Below are 15,287 nucleotides of genomic sequence, written 5' to 3'. Positions count from 1 at the left end.
CCTGTCCTCGTCGCCTACGGAAAGGCGGGAGTAAAGGGCTGTGATTTTGTTGTAATCATTCATGTGCATATCCTCCTGTGCGTCCATGTAGAGTTCTTTACACTTAAGATTATGCACTCCATCGGGCAGAACCATACTCCATGCCGTGGCGGTATTTCTTTGCATTTTTGCTTTTCAGATACACCGCCAGCCGCAGACCAGCGCCACAGCACAGGCCCACCAGTAAATCCAGCGGGTGCAGGCTGGGCCACCAGCTTGCCAGAGCCACCGGCAGCGTGGAGAAGAAGGAGAGCATTTTTGCTGAAGCGTCCGCGCCCTGTGCCATGCGCCATGCCTCCCCGAAGTTGGTGGCAAACAAGCCCATCAGGAGATACGGCAGGTTCAAAATCAGGAGCTTTTTGATGTCAAGCTGCTTTTTCATCGTTCCAGCTCCTTTCGCTTGGTGCGGTCCACCACGGCATTTTTGACCAGCTCTTTGAACTGGTTCAGCTTTGCCAGCACAGACGGACGCTCTGTTTTCTCTGCTTTTTTGACCTTTTTGCCGGTGTACTCGGTAAAGGCTGCTGTCAGCGCATCCGCATCACGACCTTTGAAAAAGATCAGGTACTTGGGTGGGGAGCTGCTGCGGTCTTTCTTCACTGCATAATCCACACCGTATTTCCGGGCGATCTTCTCAAACTCCTTGATGGAGGGATCGGTGATCTCGATATTGGAAACACCCTGGTTCTGACCAATGAGCTGCTTGACCGTCTGCTTACCCTGGGGCTTCACAGGCGCGTCCCGGCTTCTCTGCTTATTCAGCTTCTTTTCCTTGCGATGGGCAAGGTATTTACAAATGGCGGCCTTAAACAGCCGCCCGGTGAACTTTGTGCCGTTGACTACCAGCGTCAAAGTCCTGTTTTCCACTTCTTCCTGCATGGGATAACGCCTCCTTTCCACGAATTTTGCAGGGATGGTTCAAAAACTAAGGCGGGACCACCAGCCGCCGCAGAAGATAGCGGGTCATCATATCATCAGCAGGATGCTGTCCCGCAGCTGGGCAAAATACAGCTTGCCCTGGGGCGTTACCAGCGTATAGGAGCCGGTATGCCCATGGTTGCAGTAGTCCTTGACGCAGAACAGGCCGTCGTTGGCGGGTTTTGCATAAGGCAGTACATTCCCGGATGGGGCGCGGTACACAAACCGCTGTTCCAGCAGGAAGCGGACAAACCGACGCTCCGGCACAACCAGTTCCTTGGCGGTGGTACGGAGATTGGTGCTGTGCTTGAGGTCGATAAACAGGTCATAAAAGGCTGCCTTGCCCTCCAGCATGGCGTTTTCCTCACGAAGTGCCGCATTTTTCTCGCGCTCGGCCAGCAGGTCGGAGCAGAGGTTCATCAGAGCCTCCGGGGAGGTAGCGATCTCCCACAGCTTTTCTCTGGTGATGTAAGCCCCGTGCTTTCGGATAGAGGGCAGCACCTCATCAAACACCCAGCGTTCAAATCGTTCCGCAGAGGGCAGCTTGCTGTGAACGATCAGGCGGTACACATCGCCTTCTGGGATAAAAAGCATTTCCACCATCTGTACTGCGGGGGTTCCATCGGCCTTTTTTCCTGTCTGGACCCCTATGGAACGTTTTGTTCCACCCCTTGTATGGTCGCGGACAGCCTTTCGGGGATTGGTATATCCCAGCGCAGCAGCTATATCTGTACCGCAAAACAATACCTTGTCGTCCTGCTCAAAAGTGCGGATACTGCCAAACTCCGGGTTTTTGAAAATTTCCATTTGGTTCATAGCGTAACCTCCTGTAAAAGTCGTTGTTGTGGGATGAAAAAAGACGGCCTTACCAGCCGCCTGCGTTCATATCGTGATTGACCTGTGAAGTGTAGTGGTTGCTGATGGTGGTGGGAGCGTTAAACAGCACTGTCAGCAGGTACTGCTTCATGTTGCGGACCTCGGTGGTATTTTTCTGCAAGCTGTCCATGACAAACCGGATATGTTCGCTGTCCAGCTTCAAAAACCGGGAGCGCACCACCTCATGGGGGAAGTCGCTGCCTGCAATCCGGGTGGTTTTGCGTCTGGCACAGACGGTTTCCACCATCAGCTCCACGATCTCATCCAAATCCTCCCGATAGGTAGCAAACTCCCTGCACAGGTAGTCATACTCGATGTTCTCTAAAATCAATTCCCGATAATTTTCTATCTCGGAGACAGACATCGCATCCCTTCCTTTCCGTTCCGGCGGTCTTGCCGCCGCTGTTTCCCGGAAGGGAATGGAATCGGTACTTGATCCATGAGTAATTGATTTTTGAGTATTTGATTTCTCTATATTTAATTCTGCGGGCTTTTCCGTATCCGGTTTCTCCATATCCGGGTTTCCCGTATCTGGTGAAGCCGTATCCGGCTGGGGCGTATCCGGGTTCTTCGGCTGTGGCTGCTCGTAGATAACATACTCGGTATCACTGATCCGCCCCTGCTTGTCTCGCAGCTGATGGCGGACAATGTACCCGGCAGTTTCCAGCTCCCGCAGCGCGCCGCCGATAGCGTCCACGCCCTCTTTGCAGATGGCGGCAAGCCCTCTGGTGGTATAGTTCCAGTCCTCCGGTAAGGACAGCATCATGGAAAGCAGCCCCTTGGCTTTCAGGGACAGTTTCCCGTTGCGTAAATGGTGATTGCTCATCACGGTATAATCTCTGGTTCGTTCAATGCGAAATACGGCCATTGACCTCACTCCTTCCAAATTTCTCAGGGTATGAAAAAAGCCACAATCCTGTAAAAAGAATTGTGGCAGTCAGCTGTTTTGTTCACTTTTTTTGCGCCGGTAGGGGCGCTTGGGAATGGGCGGTTTGTCTAACAGGTCATTTCCCTGAGAGAATGGCAGAGTTTGCAGAACACAGTCAATCTCGCCGGATTCCATATCATGCTGGGAATGGCAATCCTCCCGGATTGCTTCCCGGATTTCCTTTACAGTACACATTTCAATCCTTTCCTTTCGCAGTAATGATTTGTTTATGAGTGGCGGCGGCGCTTGTCCGGCTTAAAATCGAGGATATGTCCCTCAATCACACGGGCATACCGCTTGATTTTGATTTCCCGATGCTGCTGGCTCAGGAGGGCGGCCTGATAGCCGTCCTCGGTCAAAAACAGCCGCATTTCATCACCGGGACTGCCATAGGCACAGGAACGCAGGACAGAAAATTCAATCATCCGGCGGGTGTTGTCCTGAAAACGCTCCACGGCAAGAATGTTATGTCCTTTCAGCTCACGGGCTGAAATATCCCTCATAGGCGGCTCCTTTCTCAGCGTTCATGTTGCTGTTGGCGTTTTTTCTGCCACTGTTCCAGCAGCTTGATAATGGTTTCCTGCATCCGCTGGGGCGTGTAGCTCTTGGGAAAATACTTCCGCAGGATGTCCGAGGTGAATGTCACCTTGTCCAGATCGCTTTTCTTTTCCTCTCCCATAATGGCCCGCATCACATCAATGGATAAATGCCCCTCCTGGCTGAACTTCTTGAGCCGCTGGGCTTGAGAAAGAGAAGGGGTAGCCTGTTCGCTGTCCATCGCGTCCAAAAGCTGGGTCTGTTCCTCTTTTTTCAGGAACGACAGCTCGTAGGCCGGATTGAGAGCGATTTTTCGTTCATCCACCATATCCAGCAGTTCGGGAATCAGTTCGGTCAGGCGGATGTAGCGGGAAATCTGGTTGCGGCTTTGGCCGACCTGTTCTGCCAAAATTTCTCTGGATTCCTTTCCATCGAAATTCCGCCCAAGTTGGGCGGAATTTTTAGAAGGTCTCCCAGCCTGCCGTTTCATAGCCTCCAGCTTCATCTTGTAGGCAAAGGCCCTTTCGCTGGGAAGCAGGCTTTCGCGCTGCAAGTTGCTATCCACCATAATGATGGTGGCAGCGTCATCGTCCAACTCCCGGACAATGACCGGCATGGTTTCTTTCTCAGCCAGTTCACTGGCCCTGTGCCGTCTGTGTCCGGCTACCAGTTCATAGCCGCCCTCCGGGTCAGGTCTTGCAATCGCCGGAACCAGCACACCATACTGCCGGATACTGTCCGCAGTTTCCATCATGGATTCATCATCCTTGACTTTGAACGGATGGTTCTTAAAAGGGTGCAGCTCAGACAAGGGAATTTCCAGCACCCGTTCCCGCTGTGCATCGGCACGGCTTTCCTCGGTGGAAAACAGGTCATCTACCGATGCCAGCTCTACTTTTTTCGCGCTGCTTTTCAAGTTTTGTCACCTCCTGCGTCAGATTTTTGTAGCTTTCAGCCACCTTGCCGCCGGGGTCATGGGCGAAAATGCTCTTGCCCTCGGCGCTGGTCTCCTTTGCTCGGACAGAATGGGGGATTTCCGTGCCAAACACCTTGATTTTGCTGCCGTAGGTTTCCCGCAGCAGGGCGGCAATCTCTTTGGCAAAGTTGGTGCGGTTATCCACCATCGTCAGCAGGATACCGTCAATCTGGAGCTTAGGGTTGATCTGCCGCTTCACCTTATTTACTGTTTGGAGCAGTTGTTCCAAACCCTTGGCGGGCAGATACTCCGCCTGAACGGGGATTATGACCCTGTTGGCGGCTGCCAGGGCATTGACCGTGAGCATACCCAGGGAGGGCTGACAATCAATCAGGATATGGGAATACTGTCCCTTGAGCGTGTCCAGATACTGCCGCAGGATAGTCTCTCGGCTCATGGCGTTCACCAGAGAAACCTCCATGCCGGAGAGCTGAATGTCCGCAGGCATCAGGTCAACACCCTCCGGGTGGTGCAGGATGCCCTCGCCGGGTTTGAGTGGTTCATCCATCAGAATACGGCCCATCGCGTCGGACAGGGTAAAGGGCAGCTTGTCCGGCTGAGGGTGGCCCAGGCTGATGGTCAGGCTGCCTTGCGGGTCCCCGTCGATCAGCAGCACTTTCTTTCCGGTCTGCGCCAGCCCGATCCCCAGGTTGGCACAAGTTGTTGTCTTGCCAACGCCGCCTTTCTGGTTGGCGATGGCGATAATTTGCGTGTTCACTTTGCAATCACCTCGTTTCTGGAATAAAAAAGGGAGAATGTGACGTAAATCAACATTCTCCCTGAGAAACGATATGCGATTGTATTGCTGCTTGTCTTATTTGTGTTCAGCTTTCAGGGAGCCATCCCGCCGCAAACCCGCATGAATACTGGATTTCTGCTTGTTTGCCTTTCCCTTTCCCGAATAACCTCTGTTCAACGAATGGTATGCAAAGGACACAAGCAAGAAAATCCGCGCTGTGATGAAGTCAAAAGGAGAAGCAGGAGAACACCTCTGTACAAACCCGTCCTATGGCTACACGAAAGACTCGGACAACAAGAAACGGTGGATTGCAGACGGAGAAGCCGCCGGAGTAGTCAAGCGGATATTCGCCCTTTGTCTGGACGGTTACGGGCCGTCGCAGATTGCCCGTATTCTGAAAGAGGATAAAGTCATAACGCCGACAATCCATTTTCAGCAGATAGGCAGAACAACGAGGAACGCGCCGCCGGACAATCCCTATAACTGGACAGGCGATACCATAGCCGATATTTTGGAGCGTCCAGAATATCAAGGGCATACGGTAAACTTCAAGACCTATAAGCAGTCCTATAAGAGCAAGAAAACCTGTTACAATCCAGAGGGAAAATGGCTTGTGTTTGAGAACACCCACGAAGCAATCATTGACGCTGACACATGAGCGCGGGTACAGGAATTACGCAAGAACAAACGCCGCCCGACGAGGACAGGAAAGACAAATATGTCTTCCGGCATTGTGCGTTGTGCTGACTGCGGCGAAAAGCTGTATTACTGCACAAGCAAGAACTTTGAAGCGCGGCAAGACCATTTCGTCTGCTCTACTTCAAGGCTCAAAGGGAAAGACGTTTGTTCTACTCATTTTATCCGCGCGATCGTACTGGAACAGGGCGTACTTGCTCACATGAGATGGACGATTGCCTGTGTTGCTAACAATGAAGCACAATTCCGTAAAACTATGGGTGCGAAACAGAAAGCCGAAGCGAAAAGGGAGCTGGCGGCGAAACGGCGGCAACTGACGAAAGCGGAACGACGGATAGATGAACTTGACCGATTATTCAAGCGTATTTATGAGGACAACGCCAACGGGAAATTATCTGACAGCAGATTTCAAATGCTCTCCGACGATTACGAACAGGAGCAGGAAGAACTGCGGGAAAAGCTGTTGCGATTGAATGAAGAAATTAACGAACAGGAAGAACAAGCAGAGAACATTGACAGGTTCATCAGCAAAGTACGGAAATATTTTGACTTAGACGAATTAACACCCTCTGTTTTAAACGACATGGTAAAGGCGGTGTACGTCCATGCGCCGGATAAGTCAAAGGGATATAGGGAACAGCAGATTGATATTTCTTATGACCTTGTGGGAATACTCCCCTCGTCTTTACTGAATGACCTATAAAACGGAGAAACGGCATAGCCCGTAAGCTACGCCGTTTCCCGAAACATTTCTAATACTGTCTTATGAGTGCCGCCATTAAACGCTGCCTCTTTTTCTCTTTAATCATGAACCACTACATTCAGCTTCTTCTTGATTCCCAGACTCAATATACCGAGGAGAGACTTCCCATCCACCATACAGCTTCCGCAACACACATCCACTTCCTCCGGGAGCCGCTCCGTCTGGTTGACAAATCGTTTCACATCATCAATGGAATCAAACATAACTTCCTTCGTCGTCATCTCAACACCTCCTGGCCAAACTTTGATACAGGAAGTCTTTCCAATTTTTGCAGAGGTTATACCTTTAAGCCTGCTTTAAAAGGACTTCGGCCTTCTCCGGTTAAGACGGTTAAACATCAATCTGCCAGCTCCAAGCGGCATCTGATTGTCTGCTGGAATTTACTCCGCTTTCTCATCCTTTGCGGCTATCTCCGTAATGGACTTCACCATACCTGCAATTCCCTGAATATCCGATGGAATAATAATCTTATTGGCCCTGCCGTTGGCAGCTTCCTTGAAAGCCTCCAGGCTTTTAAGCTGAAGCACCGCATGATCAGCACCCGCCTCCTTAATAAAACGGATACCATCCGCCGTGGCCTGCTGTACGGTACGAATAGCCTCTGCCTGGCCCTGGGCCTCCTTGATCTTCTTTTCTTTCTCAGCCTCTGCACGAAGAATGGCAGCTTCCTTCTCAGCCTCCGCATTCAAAACGGCGGACTCCTTGTTGCCCTCAGCCACCAGGATCATAGACTTCTTCTCGCCCTCAGCCCGGAGAATGGACTCCCGGCGCTCACGCTCTGCCTTCATCTGCTTCTCCATAGCTTCCTGAATAGCAGCCGGAGGAATGATATTCTTAAGTTCCACTCTTGTCACCTTAATGCCCCATGGATCGGTGGCAATATCCAAAGACTCCTGCATCTTGGCATTGATGGTCTCTCTGGAGGTAAGGGTCTCATCCAGTTCCAAATCACCGATAATATTACGAAGGGTAGTGGCTGTCAGATTCTCTATTGCCAGAAGAGGACGCTCCACACCATAAGCATACATCTTGGGATCTGTAATATAAAAAAATACCACCGTATCAATCTGCATAGTTACATTATCCTTGGTAATAACCGGCTGGGGAGGAAAATCCTCTACCTGCTCTTTTAAATTCACCTTCTTAGCCACCCGATCGATAAAGGGAATCAGAAAATGAATACCTACGCTGTAGGTTCCCTGATAGGCTCCAAGCCGCTCCACTACCAAAGCCTGTGCCTGCGGAACCACCCTGATGCAGACAGACAGTATAAACAAAATAATCACTGCTATCACAACAAATACCAACAAACCTCCAGCTACTCCAAACATAGAATTTCCTCCTTACGCTTCTTCAATATTATGCTCCGGGTCAGCTGCTTCCACCAGCAGCTTTGCCCCGCTCACCCCTTTGACAATCACCACTGCTCCAGGCTCAAAGGACTCTCCCTCTTTTGCCGCCCTGGCAAGCCAGGTTTCGCCAGACAGGACTGCGCTTCCTGTTCCCGCCTCATTATTAATTCTGGTCTTTACAACCGCCTTCCGGCCTGTCAGGCTGTCAACATTGGTATGTGTTTTCTGCCTGTACAGGTACTTGTAAGCAAAAGGCCGGACCATAAGAAACAATATAAATGATACTACTACAAAAATTACCAGCTGGATCTCCAGAGGCCCTCTGCACAGATGAACTACCAGAGCGGCCAGAGCTCCTCCCGCAAACCAGATACTGGTCAGGGACGCGCTGGCTGCTTCCGCCATCAGAAACACGATAAATGCAACAAGCCAGACTATCGTCATCTTCCTACCTCCTTTTCCTGTAAGCGCTCAGAAAATGGTTCCCCAGCCTTTCTATCTGCCGCCCACTTCAATATGGAGAAAATTTTTATTTATTTCATTTTATCATACATTTTTCTAAAAGCAATTGAAAAATTATAAATATATTAGAATCTTAATAGAATTGTAAGCTACTCTCTTATTATATGTTTTAACAAATGGGATATACTAAAGGAAGTTAAAAAATACAGGAAAAGAGGAACCTCAGGATGAAACGTATACTCATGCTCGGCACTGGCGGAACGATTGCCTGCAAACGTACGGAACATGGTCTAAAACCGGTTATCACTTCCCAGGAACTTTTATCCTATGTGCCAGGCAGCAGGGAGTTTTGTGAAATTGACACCCGGCAGGTTATCAATATAGACAGCACCAATATCCAGCCCTCCCACTGGCTGACCATCGCAGCTGCTATTGAGGAAGCCTACTGCCGCTACGACGGCTTTGTTATAACTCATGGCACCGACACCTTGGCCTATACGGCAGCTTCACTTTCCTACCTGATCCAAGGCTCTCCAAAGCCAATCGTAATCACTGGTTCTCAGAAGCCCATTAATATGGAAAATACGGATGCCAGAATCAACCTGGAAGACAGCCTGCGTTTTGCCTCCTGCTCCAAAGCTTACGACGTAAACATCGTATTTGACGGTCAGGTGATTGCAGGAACCAGAGGAAAGAAGGAGCGTACAAAAAGCTATAATGCCTTTTCCAGCATTAACTTCCCAAATGTGGCTATGATACAGGATAAACGTATCATCTTCTATCTGGACGATAAGGACAGAAATAAAAATCAGGTGCGGTTCTATCACCAGTTGGATTCCAAAGTAGGGCTTTTGAAGCTAATTCCTTCTACGGATGCCTCCCTTCTGGATTATATGGCAAATCACTACCATGGAGTGATTATCGAAGCCTTTGGCGTAGGCGGACTGCCGTCCTATGAAAACGGAGATTATTACCGTGCTATAGCCCGTTGGACCAGTCTTGGCAAAGCAGTAGTTATGACGACCCAGGTAACTAACGAAGGCAGCAACATGTCAGTTTACGAGGTTGGAAAGCAGATCAAGCAGGAGTTCAGACTGTTAGAAGCATATGATATGACCCTGGAGGCAGCGGTTACAAAGCTTATGTGGATTCTTGGTCAGACAAGGGAGCCGGAAAAAATACGGCGTATGTTCTATGAAACTGTCAATCGTGATGTATTGTGGGTATCCAGCCATGCCAGAAACTGAATTTATGATTCTGCCTTAAGCAGGTGCTTTGCATACTCCCCTCTTTCCCAGACTTTTATCAGAACTGGACTGATTAAAATATTTATAACTGGATATTCTATTCAGTCCATCTTTCTTTTATAGTAGGAGCCTGGAAGGAATTGTGAATCCCCAAGCACACAAAAAAGAGACATTAAGGAGGAACACGTTTTATGAAATTATTTACAACTAAGAAGCTGGTCATAGCCGCATTGTTTGCAGCCCTGGCCTGCGTATCGACCATGTCAATCCGTATCCCCACTCCAGGTACAGGCGGATACATACATCCTGGCGATGCAGTCGTGATTCTGTGCGGAATTTTTCTGGACCCTGTAAGCGCCTTCCTGGCAGCAGGCGCCGGCTCCTGTATGGCTGACCTTCTGGGCGGATACTTTATCTACGTGCCCATTACCTTTTTTATTAAAGGGATGGTGGCCTATCTGGCAAGCCGCCTGTATCACAGCATGGTACAGCAGGGCTCCAATGCCTACATATCTGTGGCTGCCTGCGGTGTAATCGACATAGCAGCAGTAGCCGGCGGCTACTTCCTGTTCGAGCTTTTCATCTATGGAGCGGGAGCCTCCCTTGCAAGCGTGCCCTCTAACCTTATACAGGGCGCCAGCGGTCTGATTCTGTCCAGCGTCCTGTACCCTTTGCTTCGCAAACCTCTGTCTGCCGCTTTGCAGGCTTAGTATCGGGGGAGCTAAAGGCCGCGTCTTGCATACCCTGTCAAGCTCCATTTTCGTTTATCCCGGTATCTATGGCTTTGAGCGTTCTTTCGTCTGCCTCCTTACGGATTGACATTGCTGGCTCTGTTTCTATCGTGTAATGAATATGGTCTTTTTCAGCTTCCATATACCTGATACTATTAACGGGAATAAGAAATGCCCTGCGTTTTGTTGACAAAATAACCAGCAAACACTACAATGGACTTTACTATCAATTTCACATACTTTAGGAGGAAAATCATGGCAAAAAGGTTTATCGTTGTTGGCGGTGTTGCAGGCGGAGCATCTGTAGCAGCCCGCATCAGAAGAATTGATGAAAATGCCCATGTGCAAATTTATGATAAAGGACATGACATTTCATTTTCCAACTGTTGTTTACCAAACTATTTTAGTGGTGAAGTATCAGAAATTGATGATTTAATTTTTTACAATCCATATACGTTTAAACAAACCTATAATCTGGATGTGAAAACGCGATGCGAGGTCGTAAAAATTATTGCGGATGAGCATAAAGTCATCGTAAAAGATTTAGAAACAGGCCTTGAATTTGAAGATACATATGATTATTTAGTTCTTTCACCAGGTGCTAAAGCCATCAAACCTAAAACGATCAAAGGTATCGACAGCGAGCACGTTTTTGTGTTGAAAAATGTGTCAGACGTCCGTAAATTAGATGCGCATTTATCAACAAACGCGGTTAAAGAGGCGGTCGTTATTGGAGGGGGCTTCATTGGTGTTGAAATAGCAGAGTGCTTAACACGTTCCGGAAGAAAAGTAACACTTGTTGAAGCCAGCAACCAGATTCTTGCGCCTTTTGACTACGACATGGTACAAATGCTGCATAAAGAACTATACGACAGCGGCGTTAGCTTAATTTTAGAAGATACCGTAACAAGCATTGAGGAAAGCAAAGTCGTTTTATCAAGCGGTAAAGAAATAAAAGTTCAGGCAGTAATTCTTGCCATCGGGGTAACGCCAGACGTACAATTCGCTGTTGAGTCAGGAATTAAACTGGGTGAAACAGGCGCAATGATTGTTGACCACAATTACAAAACCAATTTACCAGATGTGTACGCTGTTGGGGATGCCATTGAAGTGACACATAGATTGACAGGTAAAAAAACAAAATTACCATTAGCAGGGCCTGCTCAAAAACAAGCACGTAATGTAGCAGACGGATTATTTGGAAAACGTTTCAGCGATAAAGGCGTGATTGGTTCTTCATGCATCCGTGTGTTTGGCTTAAATGCAGCATCAACTGGTTTAAATGAAAAAGATTGTAAACAACATGGTATTGACTGCCGCGTTGCTTTCGTCATTCCAAACGACAGAGTTGGTTTGATGCCAAACGCTTCTCCAATGCACTTGAAGTTGGTCTATGAATACCCAACAGGTAAAGTCCTGGGGGCGCAAGGCATTAGTAAAGGAAACCCAGTTAATCATGTGAACGTAATTGCAGCTGTGATCAGCATGGGGGGATACCTGGAAGATTTGAAAGACTTAGAATTATGCTATGCACCTCCATTCTCAACTGCTAAAAACGCAGTGAACTTTGCCGGTATTGTTGCTATGAACTACTTACAGGGGGACTACGAACAAGTGCCGATGACATGTGTGAGAGAGCTTGTTGAACAAAAAGCGGTCATTATTGACGTTCGTGGTAAAAAAGCATTTGATGACGCGCATATAAAAGGGGCTGTTAACATTCCATTAGACGAACTTCGTGAACGTATAAATGAAATTCCAAGGGATTGCCCGGTTTACATTCACTGCCGTACTTCCTGGAATAGCTATTATGCAATTCGTGCGCTCAAAGGCTACGGATACAATAATATTATTAATATTCAGGGATCATTCTTAGGCTTGAGCTACTTTGAATACTTTAATGATATGACTACTGGAAGAGAATCAATTTTAACAAATTATAACTTTAATTAATGATGAAAAAATTATCTAAATTGGATTTAATTGCTTTAGTTATAGGTTCTGTAATCGGCTGGGGAGCATTTTATCTGCCTGGCACAAAATTTTTAATAGAGTCTGGTGTCATCAATACCGCAATCGGTTTTTTTATCGGTTGGGGATTGATATTCTTTATACAAGTAGCATATCATACCATGATGCATCACCATAAAGAAACCGGCGGAGAATTTTCTTATACATTCACCCATCTTGGTAAAAAACACGGATTTATTGTTGGATGGGCATTATCATTTTGCTACTTAACATTGATTCCGCTGAACGCGACAGCAGTAGCCTTGGTGCTAAAGGAAGTCGTACCCGGTGCATCCTGGGGCTATTTGTACACAATGGCAGGGTATCCTGTCTATATATCTGACTTATTGATTTCCACGTTGGTCATCCTATTCTTTTTTTGCTTGAACCGAAAAGGGATAGCCATTTCAATGGTATTTCAAAAAGTTATTATTTCATTGCTCTTTATAATTATCGTTGCAATTAGTCTTTATATGCTTTGCAAAGGTAATATTGAGCAATTTAATACAACGTATTTAGCACATTATCAGTTAGATGTTCAGGCTATTTTAAAGGTTGTGGCAATTATTCCATTTTTATTTGTTGGATTTGATATCGTGCCACAAGTATTAACCGACTTAGGTTTTCCAGCTAAATCTGCGGTTAAGATTACAGTCCTTGCAACAGGTGCTGGTGTACTTATTTATAATTTATTAAACGTAATTACAGCTTTAGCCTTTACACCAGGTGAGGCAGGTTCACAAACCTGGGCCAGTGGAAGCGCTGTGTTAGCATATCTTGGTTGGGCAGGCTTTCTTGCCTTATGTGTGGCTTTATTTGCTGCCGTTGTAGGTGGAATTAACGGGTTTATGGTTGGCAGCAGCCGTGTTTTGGCATCTCTTGCAGCATATGGCTTATTGCCGGCATCCTTTGCGAAGGAAAATCAATACCATGTTGCAGAAAAATCTTTAAAATTTGTTACATTCATTAGTATGCTGCTACCGCTATTGGGACGAGTTGTCATTATTTATATCGTTGACTTATCGAGTCTGATGGCAGCTGTTACATATGCATATGTTTGTTATATCAGCGCTAAAGTAGCTGAACATACGTTAGAAAAACGATTTAGTCAGTTTGGCTTTTGCATTAGTAATGTGTTCGCCGGATTATTATTAATACCAGGTTCACCAAGCCAGTTGAGTACAGTATCGCTGGCGATTTTAGTTATCTGGATTCTATTAGGACTTATTTATTTTATGAAAGTTAAGAGCAAATAATGAAGGGAAGTTACAAATGAACAAGAAAGAGCATATGATTGGCCTATTATTTGGTTTAGGTATTGTTATTTGGGGGAGATATTTTTTAACATCTGATATGTTATTCTTCCGATTGATGGTTGGTATAGGCTTCGGGTATACATTAAGCCGCGGATACACAGGTTTTGCCGGTAGTGTTAACAGAGCATATCGTACAGGTTCTACACGTTTAATGCGTACAATGGCAATGATGTTTTTCCTGACAGCATTGATGAGCATTGCTGTTTTATTTAACGAAGATGCAACAACCTTTGATTTGTGGATAAACCCTATTAACGTAGGATTATTACTAGGTGGTATTTTATTCGGATTTGGGATGACCTTCTCATCTTGCTGCGCTTCCGGAGTTTTAACCGATTTAGTGACAGCCTTACCCCGCGGTTTAATCACATTAATTTTCTTTGGTTTTGGCGTGTTTGTTGCATTCCCGATTCAAAACAGCGCAAGCTGGGTTAAAGAGTCATGGTTTAGTACAGAAGTTGGGAGCCAATTATCAGGTGGGGTTTACTTCCCGGACTTGTTTAAATTTGACGGCTTACAAGGCTACTTAGGCGCTATGATTTTAACGGGTTTATTATGTGCCCTTGTGATTTGGTTCGCACACAAATATGAAGTATCACGTAAAAACGCTGGCACATACACAGGTCACTCTGGTGAACAAGTCCAAGACCTGGAAGTCAAAGAATCATTGAAACCGGCAGATGACAATACGGAATGGTACGACCGTATTTTTGTAAACGCCTGGTCATTAAGAAAAGCTGCTGTTATTTTATCAGTCTTATTCTCATTATTAATGGGTGTGACAAAAGCTGGCTGGGGCGCAAGTACACCTTACGGTTTATGGTTTGGTAAAGTATTGCTATTATTTGGTGTAGATGCAGATTCAATCGCAGCATTTACTATGATGCCAAAAGATAGCTTTGTAAAACCATTCTTTGAACATCCGGTTAGTGTTCAAAACTTCGGTATTTTATTAGGGACAGTATTTTTCTTATTGACATCAGGAACATTTAGTAAAGTATGTAAATCAGAATTACGTATTACACCAAAACAAGGATTTTTCTACGCTATTGGTGGTTTATTAATGGGTGTGGGAACACGTTTAGCAAACGGATGTAACGTTGGTGCATTATATACACCTATCGCAAACTTCTCATTATCAGGCTGGGTATTCTTTGCCTTCTTAGTTACCGGCGGTGTGTTAGGTAATACAGTAGCCAAAAAATTAAAGCTATAACTGAATGATAGGCGATTATGAACGATTGCGTGCAGCGTGTAGGCAAGGTTAGGTGTTGGAGCATCAGAGTCTATGAACAAAGTCTGTAAAATAAGAATCAGAAATGTTGCAAATTTTATATTTGAGTTAACATAATGCTGAATTCGAACACATAAGATTTAATGCTGTGAAGGCTGAACTGCTTATCTTGGCAGCATTTTATAAGAGTTTGTGAAAGTTTTTCTGTAATTAAAGGGGAGTGTCCGAGCATATGAAAGATTTTCTGTAAATAATGTTTTATAAGGTCTTCTATGGTAAAATAAAAATCATAGGAGGCCTTTTATTATGGCAAGAGAAAAGAAACCCGTACACAAAGTACAAATGACAGATGGGAAAAGGAACATCATCCAGCAGCTCCTTCAGGAGTATGATATCCAGTCCGCAGAGGATATTCAGGATGCTCTCAAGGATCTGCTTGGCGGCACAATCAAAGAGATGATGG

Annotated in this window: 17 protein-coding genes and 2 pseudogenes; 8 read left to right on the top strand and 11 right to left on the bottom strand. The window is 46.4% G+C overall.

All coding sequences use genetic code 11. The annotated features are described in order from the left end of the window. Positions 1-118: 118 nt before the first annotated feature. The 8 genes and pseudogenes from FYJ39_RS19700 to FYJ39_RS19665 form a co-directional block, all read right to left on the bottom strand. Positions 119-421 (bottom strand): annotated as a pseudogene (locus FYJ39_RS19700) (VirD4-like conjugal transfer protein, CD1115 family); the annotation flags it as partial. Further along, the gene (locus FYJ39_RS19695) at positions 418-918 is read right to left on the bottom strand and encodes a PcfB family protein (protein WP_154474034.1); all 501 of its coding nucleotides are present in this window, start codon (positions 916-918) and stop codon (positions 418-420) included. The pseudogene FYJ39_RS19700 and the gene FYJ39_RS19695, both read right to left, overlap by 4 nt. A gap of 87 nt (positions 919-1,005) precedes the next feature. Then, entirely contained in the window at positions 1,006-1,773 is a 768-nt protein-coding gene (locus FYJ39_RS19690) for a BRO family protein (RefSeq protein ID WP_154474033.1), read from the bottom strand. A 49-nt stretch (positions 1,774-1,822) separates the two neighbouring features. Next, a complete protein-coding gene (locus FYJ39_RS19685; protein WP_154474032.1) occupies positions 1,823-2,701 on the bottom strand; it encodes a DUF6017 domain-containing protein in 879 nt (292 codons plus the stop codon). Between the two features lie 69 nt (positions 2,702-2,770). Next, positions 2,771-2,956, bottom strand: a complete 186-nt coding sequence (locus FYJ39_RS19680) for a hypothetical protein (protein WP_154474031.1) — start codon at positions 2,954-2,956, stop codon at positions 2,771-2,773. Between the two features lie 32 nt (positions 2,957-2,988). Continuing rightward, positions 2,989-3,264 carry a DUF5720 family protein gene (locus FYJ39_RS19675; protein WP_002586530.1) on the bottom strand — a complete coding sequence of 92 codons (276 nt, stop codon included), beginning with the start codon at positions 3,262-3,264 and terminating at the stop codon, positions 2,989-2,991. Between the two features lie 14 nt (positions 3,265-3,278). Beyond that, positions 3,279-4,214 (bottom strand): ParB/RepB/Spo0J family partition protein, encoded by a 936-nt coding sequence (locus FYJ39_RS19670; RefSeq protein ID WP_154474030.1) that lies wholly within the window; start codon positions 4,212-4,214, stop codon positions 3,279-3,281. Further along, a complete protein-coding gene (locus FYJ39_RS19665; protein WP_328597580.1) occupies positions 4,171-4,992 on the bottom strand; it encodes a ParA family protein in 822 nt (273 codons plus the stop codon). The genes FYJ39_RS19670 and FYJ39_RS19665 overlap by 44 nt, the downstream gene beginning before the upstream one ends. A 241-nt stretch (positions 4,993-5,233) precedes the next feature. Between FYJ39_RS19665 and FYJ39_RS21105 the strand changes: the two genes are divergently transcribed. After that, complete coding sequence (locus FYJ39_RS21105; RefSeq protein WP_235919904.1) at positions 5,234-5,671, top strand: recombinase family protein; 438 nt, start codon at positions 5,234-5,236, stop codon at positions 5,669-5,671. A gap of 60 nt (positions 5,672-5,731) precedes the next feature. Next, entirely contained in the window at positions 5,732-6,412 is a 681-nt protein-coding gene (locus tag FYJ39_RS21100; protein ID WP_235919903.1) for a DUF4368 domain-containing protein, read from the top strand. Between the two features lie 98 nt (positions 6,413-6,510). Here FYJ39_RS21100 and FYJ39_RS19655 read toward each other — a convergent pair whose 3' ends face one another. The 3 genes from FYJ39_RS19655 to FYJ39_RS19645 all read right to left on the bottom strand — a co-directional run bounded on the left by FYJ39_RS19655 (position 6,511) and on the right by FYJ39_RS19645 (position 8,268). Beyond that, positions 6,511-6,693, bottom strand: coding sequence for an HPr family phosphocarrier protein (locus tag FYJ39_RS19655; protein WP_154474029.1), 183 nt, complete (start codon positions 6,691-6,693; stop codon positions 6,511-6,513). A 159-nt stretch (positions 6,694-6,852) separates the two neighbouring features. Beyond that, complete coding sequence (locus FYJ39_RS19650) at positions 6,853-7,803, bottom strand: SPFH domain-containing protein (RefSeq protein ID WP_154474028.1); 951 nt, start codon at positions 7,801-7,803, stop codon at positions 6,853-6,855. A 12-nt stretch (positions 7,804-7,815) separates the two neighbouring features. Then, positions 7,816-8,268, bottom strand: coding sequence for an NfeD family protein (locus tag FYJ39_RS19645; RefSeq protein ID WP_154474027.1), 453 nt, complete (start codon positions 8,266-8,268; stop codon positions 7,816-7,818). A 245-nt stretch (positions 8,269-8,513) separates the two neighbouring features. Between FYJ39_RS19645 and FYJ39_RS19640 the strand changes: the two genes are divergently transcribed. The 6 genes and pseudogenes from FYJ39_RS19640 to FYJ39_RS19615 all read left to right on the top strand — a co-directional run. After that, the gene (locus FYJ39_RS19640) at positions 8,514-9,533 is read left to right on the top strand and encodes an asparaginase (protein ID WP_154474026.1); all 1,020 of its coding nucleotides are present in this window, start codon (positions 8,514-8,516) and stop codon (positions 9,531-9,533) included. Positions 9,534-9,724: 191 nt separating this feature from the next. Then, positions 9,725-10,243, top strand: a complete 519-nt coding sequence (locus FYJ39_RS19635; RefSeq protein ID WP_154474025.1) for an ECF transporter S component — start codon at positions 9,725-9,727, stop codon at positions 10,241-10,243. Between the two features lie 276 nt (positions 10,244-10,519). Next, positions 10,520-12,217 carry an FAD-dependent oxidoreductase gene (locus FYJ39_RS19630; protein ID WP_154474024.1) on the top strand — a complete coding sequence of 566 codons (1,698 nt, stop codon included), beginning with the start codon at positions 10,520-10,522 and terminating at the stop codon, positions 12,215-12,217. After that, entirely contained in the window at positions 12,217-13,530 is a 1,314-nt protein-coding gene (locus tag FYJ39_RS19625) for an APC family permease (protein WP_154474023.1), read from the top strand. Before FYJ39_RS19630 ends, FYJ39_RS19625 begins: the two co-directional genes overlap by 1 nt. 16 nt (positions 13,531-13,546) lie before the next feature. After that, positions 13,547-14,806 carry a YeeE/YedE family protein gene (locus tag FYJ39_RS19620; protein WP_154474022.1) on the top strand — a complete coding sequence of 420 codons (1,260 nt, stop codon included), beginning with the start codon at positions 13,547-13,549 and terminating at the stop codon, positions 14,804-14,806. A gap of 324 nt (positions 14,807-15,130) precedes the next feature. Further along, positions 15,131-15,287 (top strand): annotated as a pseudogene (locus tag FYJ39_RS19615) (IS256 family transposase); the annotation flags it as partial.

Origin of the sequence: Clostridium porci, from assembly GCF_009696375.1 — a bacterium.
Lineage (GTDB): Bacteria > Bacillota > Clostridia > Lachnospirales > Lachnospiraceae > Enterocloster > Enterocloster porci.
Note: the sequence above shows the minus strand (reverse complement) of the source record. Positions and strands in the feature narration are given on the sequence as shown.

Excerpts from the sequence above, each read along its gene's own strand:
- FYJ39_RS19695 (WP_154474034.1), bottom strand. The coding sequence starts at position 918 with ATGCAGGAAGAAGTGGAAAACAGGACTTTGACGCTGGTAGTCAACGGC.
- FYJ39_RS19690 (WP_154474033.1), bottom strand. The coding sequence starts at position 1,773 with ATGAACCAAATGGAAATTTTCAAAAACCCGGAGTTTGGCAGTATCCGC.
- FYJ39_RS19685 (WP_154474032.1), bottom strand. The coding sequence starts at position 2,701 with ATGGCCGTATTTCGCATTGAACGAACCAGAGATTATACCGTGATGAGC.
- FYJ39_RS19680 (WP_154474031.1), bottom strand. The coding sequence starts at position 2,956 with ATGTGTACTGTAAAGGAAATCCGGGAAGCAATCCGGGAGGATTGCCAT.
- FYJ39_RS19675 (WP_002586530.1), bottom strand. The coding sequence starts at position 3,264 with ATGAGGGATATTTCAGCCCGTGAGCTGAAAGGACATAACATTCTTGCC.
- FYJ39_RS21105 (WP_235919904.1), top strand. The coding sequence starts at position 5,234 with ATGAAGTCAAAAGGAGAAGCAGGAGAACACCTCTGTACAAACCCGTCC.
- FYJ39_RS21100 (WP_235919903.1), top strand. The coding sequence starts at position 5,732 with ATGTCTTCCGGCATTGTGCGTTGTGCTGACTGCGGCGAAAAGCTGTAT.
- FYJ39_RS19655 (WP_154474029.1), bottom strand. The coding sequence starts at position 6,693 with ATGACGACGAAGGAAGTTATGTTTGATTCCATTGATGATGTGAAACGA.
- FYJ39_RS19650 (WP_154474028.1), bottom strand. The coding sequence starts at position 7,803 with ATGTTTGGAGTAGCTGGAGGTTTGTTGGTATTTGTTGTGATAGCAGTG.
- FYJ39_RS19645 (WP_154474027.1), bottom strand. The coding sequence starts at position 8,268 with ATGACGATAGTCTGGCTTGTTGCATTTATCGTGTTTCTGATGGCGGAA.
- FYJ39_RS19640 (WP_154474026.1), top strand. The coding sequence starts at position 8,514 with ATGAAACGTATACTCATGCTCGGCACTGGCGGAACGATTGCCTGCAAA.
- FYJ39_RS19635 (WP_154474025.1), top strand. The coding sequence starts at position 9,725 with ATGAAATTATTTACAACTAAGAAGCTGGTCATAGCCGCATTGTTTGCA.
- FYJ39_RS19630 (WP_154474024.1), top strand. The coding sequence starts at position 10,520 with ATGGCAAAAAGGTTTATCGTTGTTGGCGGTGTTGCAGGCGGAGCATCT.
- FYJ39_RS19625 (WP_154474023.1), top strand. The coding sequence starts at position 12,217 with ATGATGAAAAAATTATCTAAATTGGATTTAATTGCTTTAGTTATAGGT.
- FYJ39_RS19620 (WP_154474022.1), top strand. The coding sequence starts at position 13,547 with ATGAACAAGAAAGAGCATATGATTGGCCTATTATTTGGTTTAGGTATT.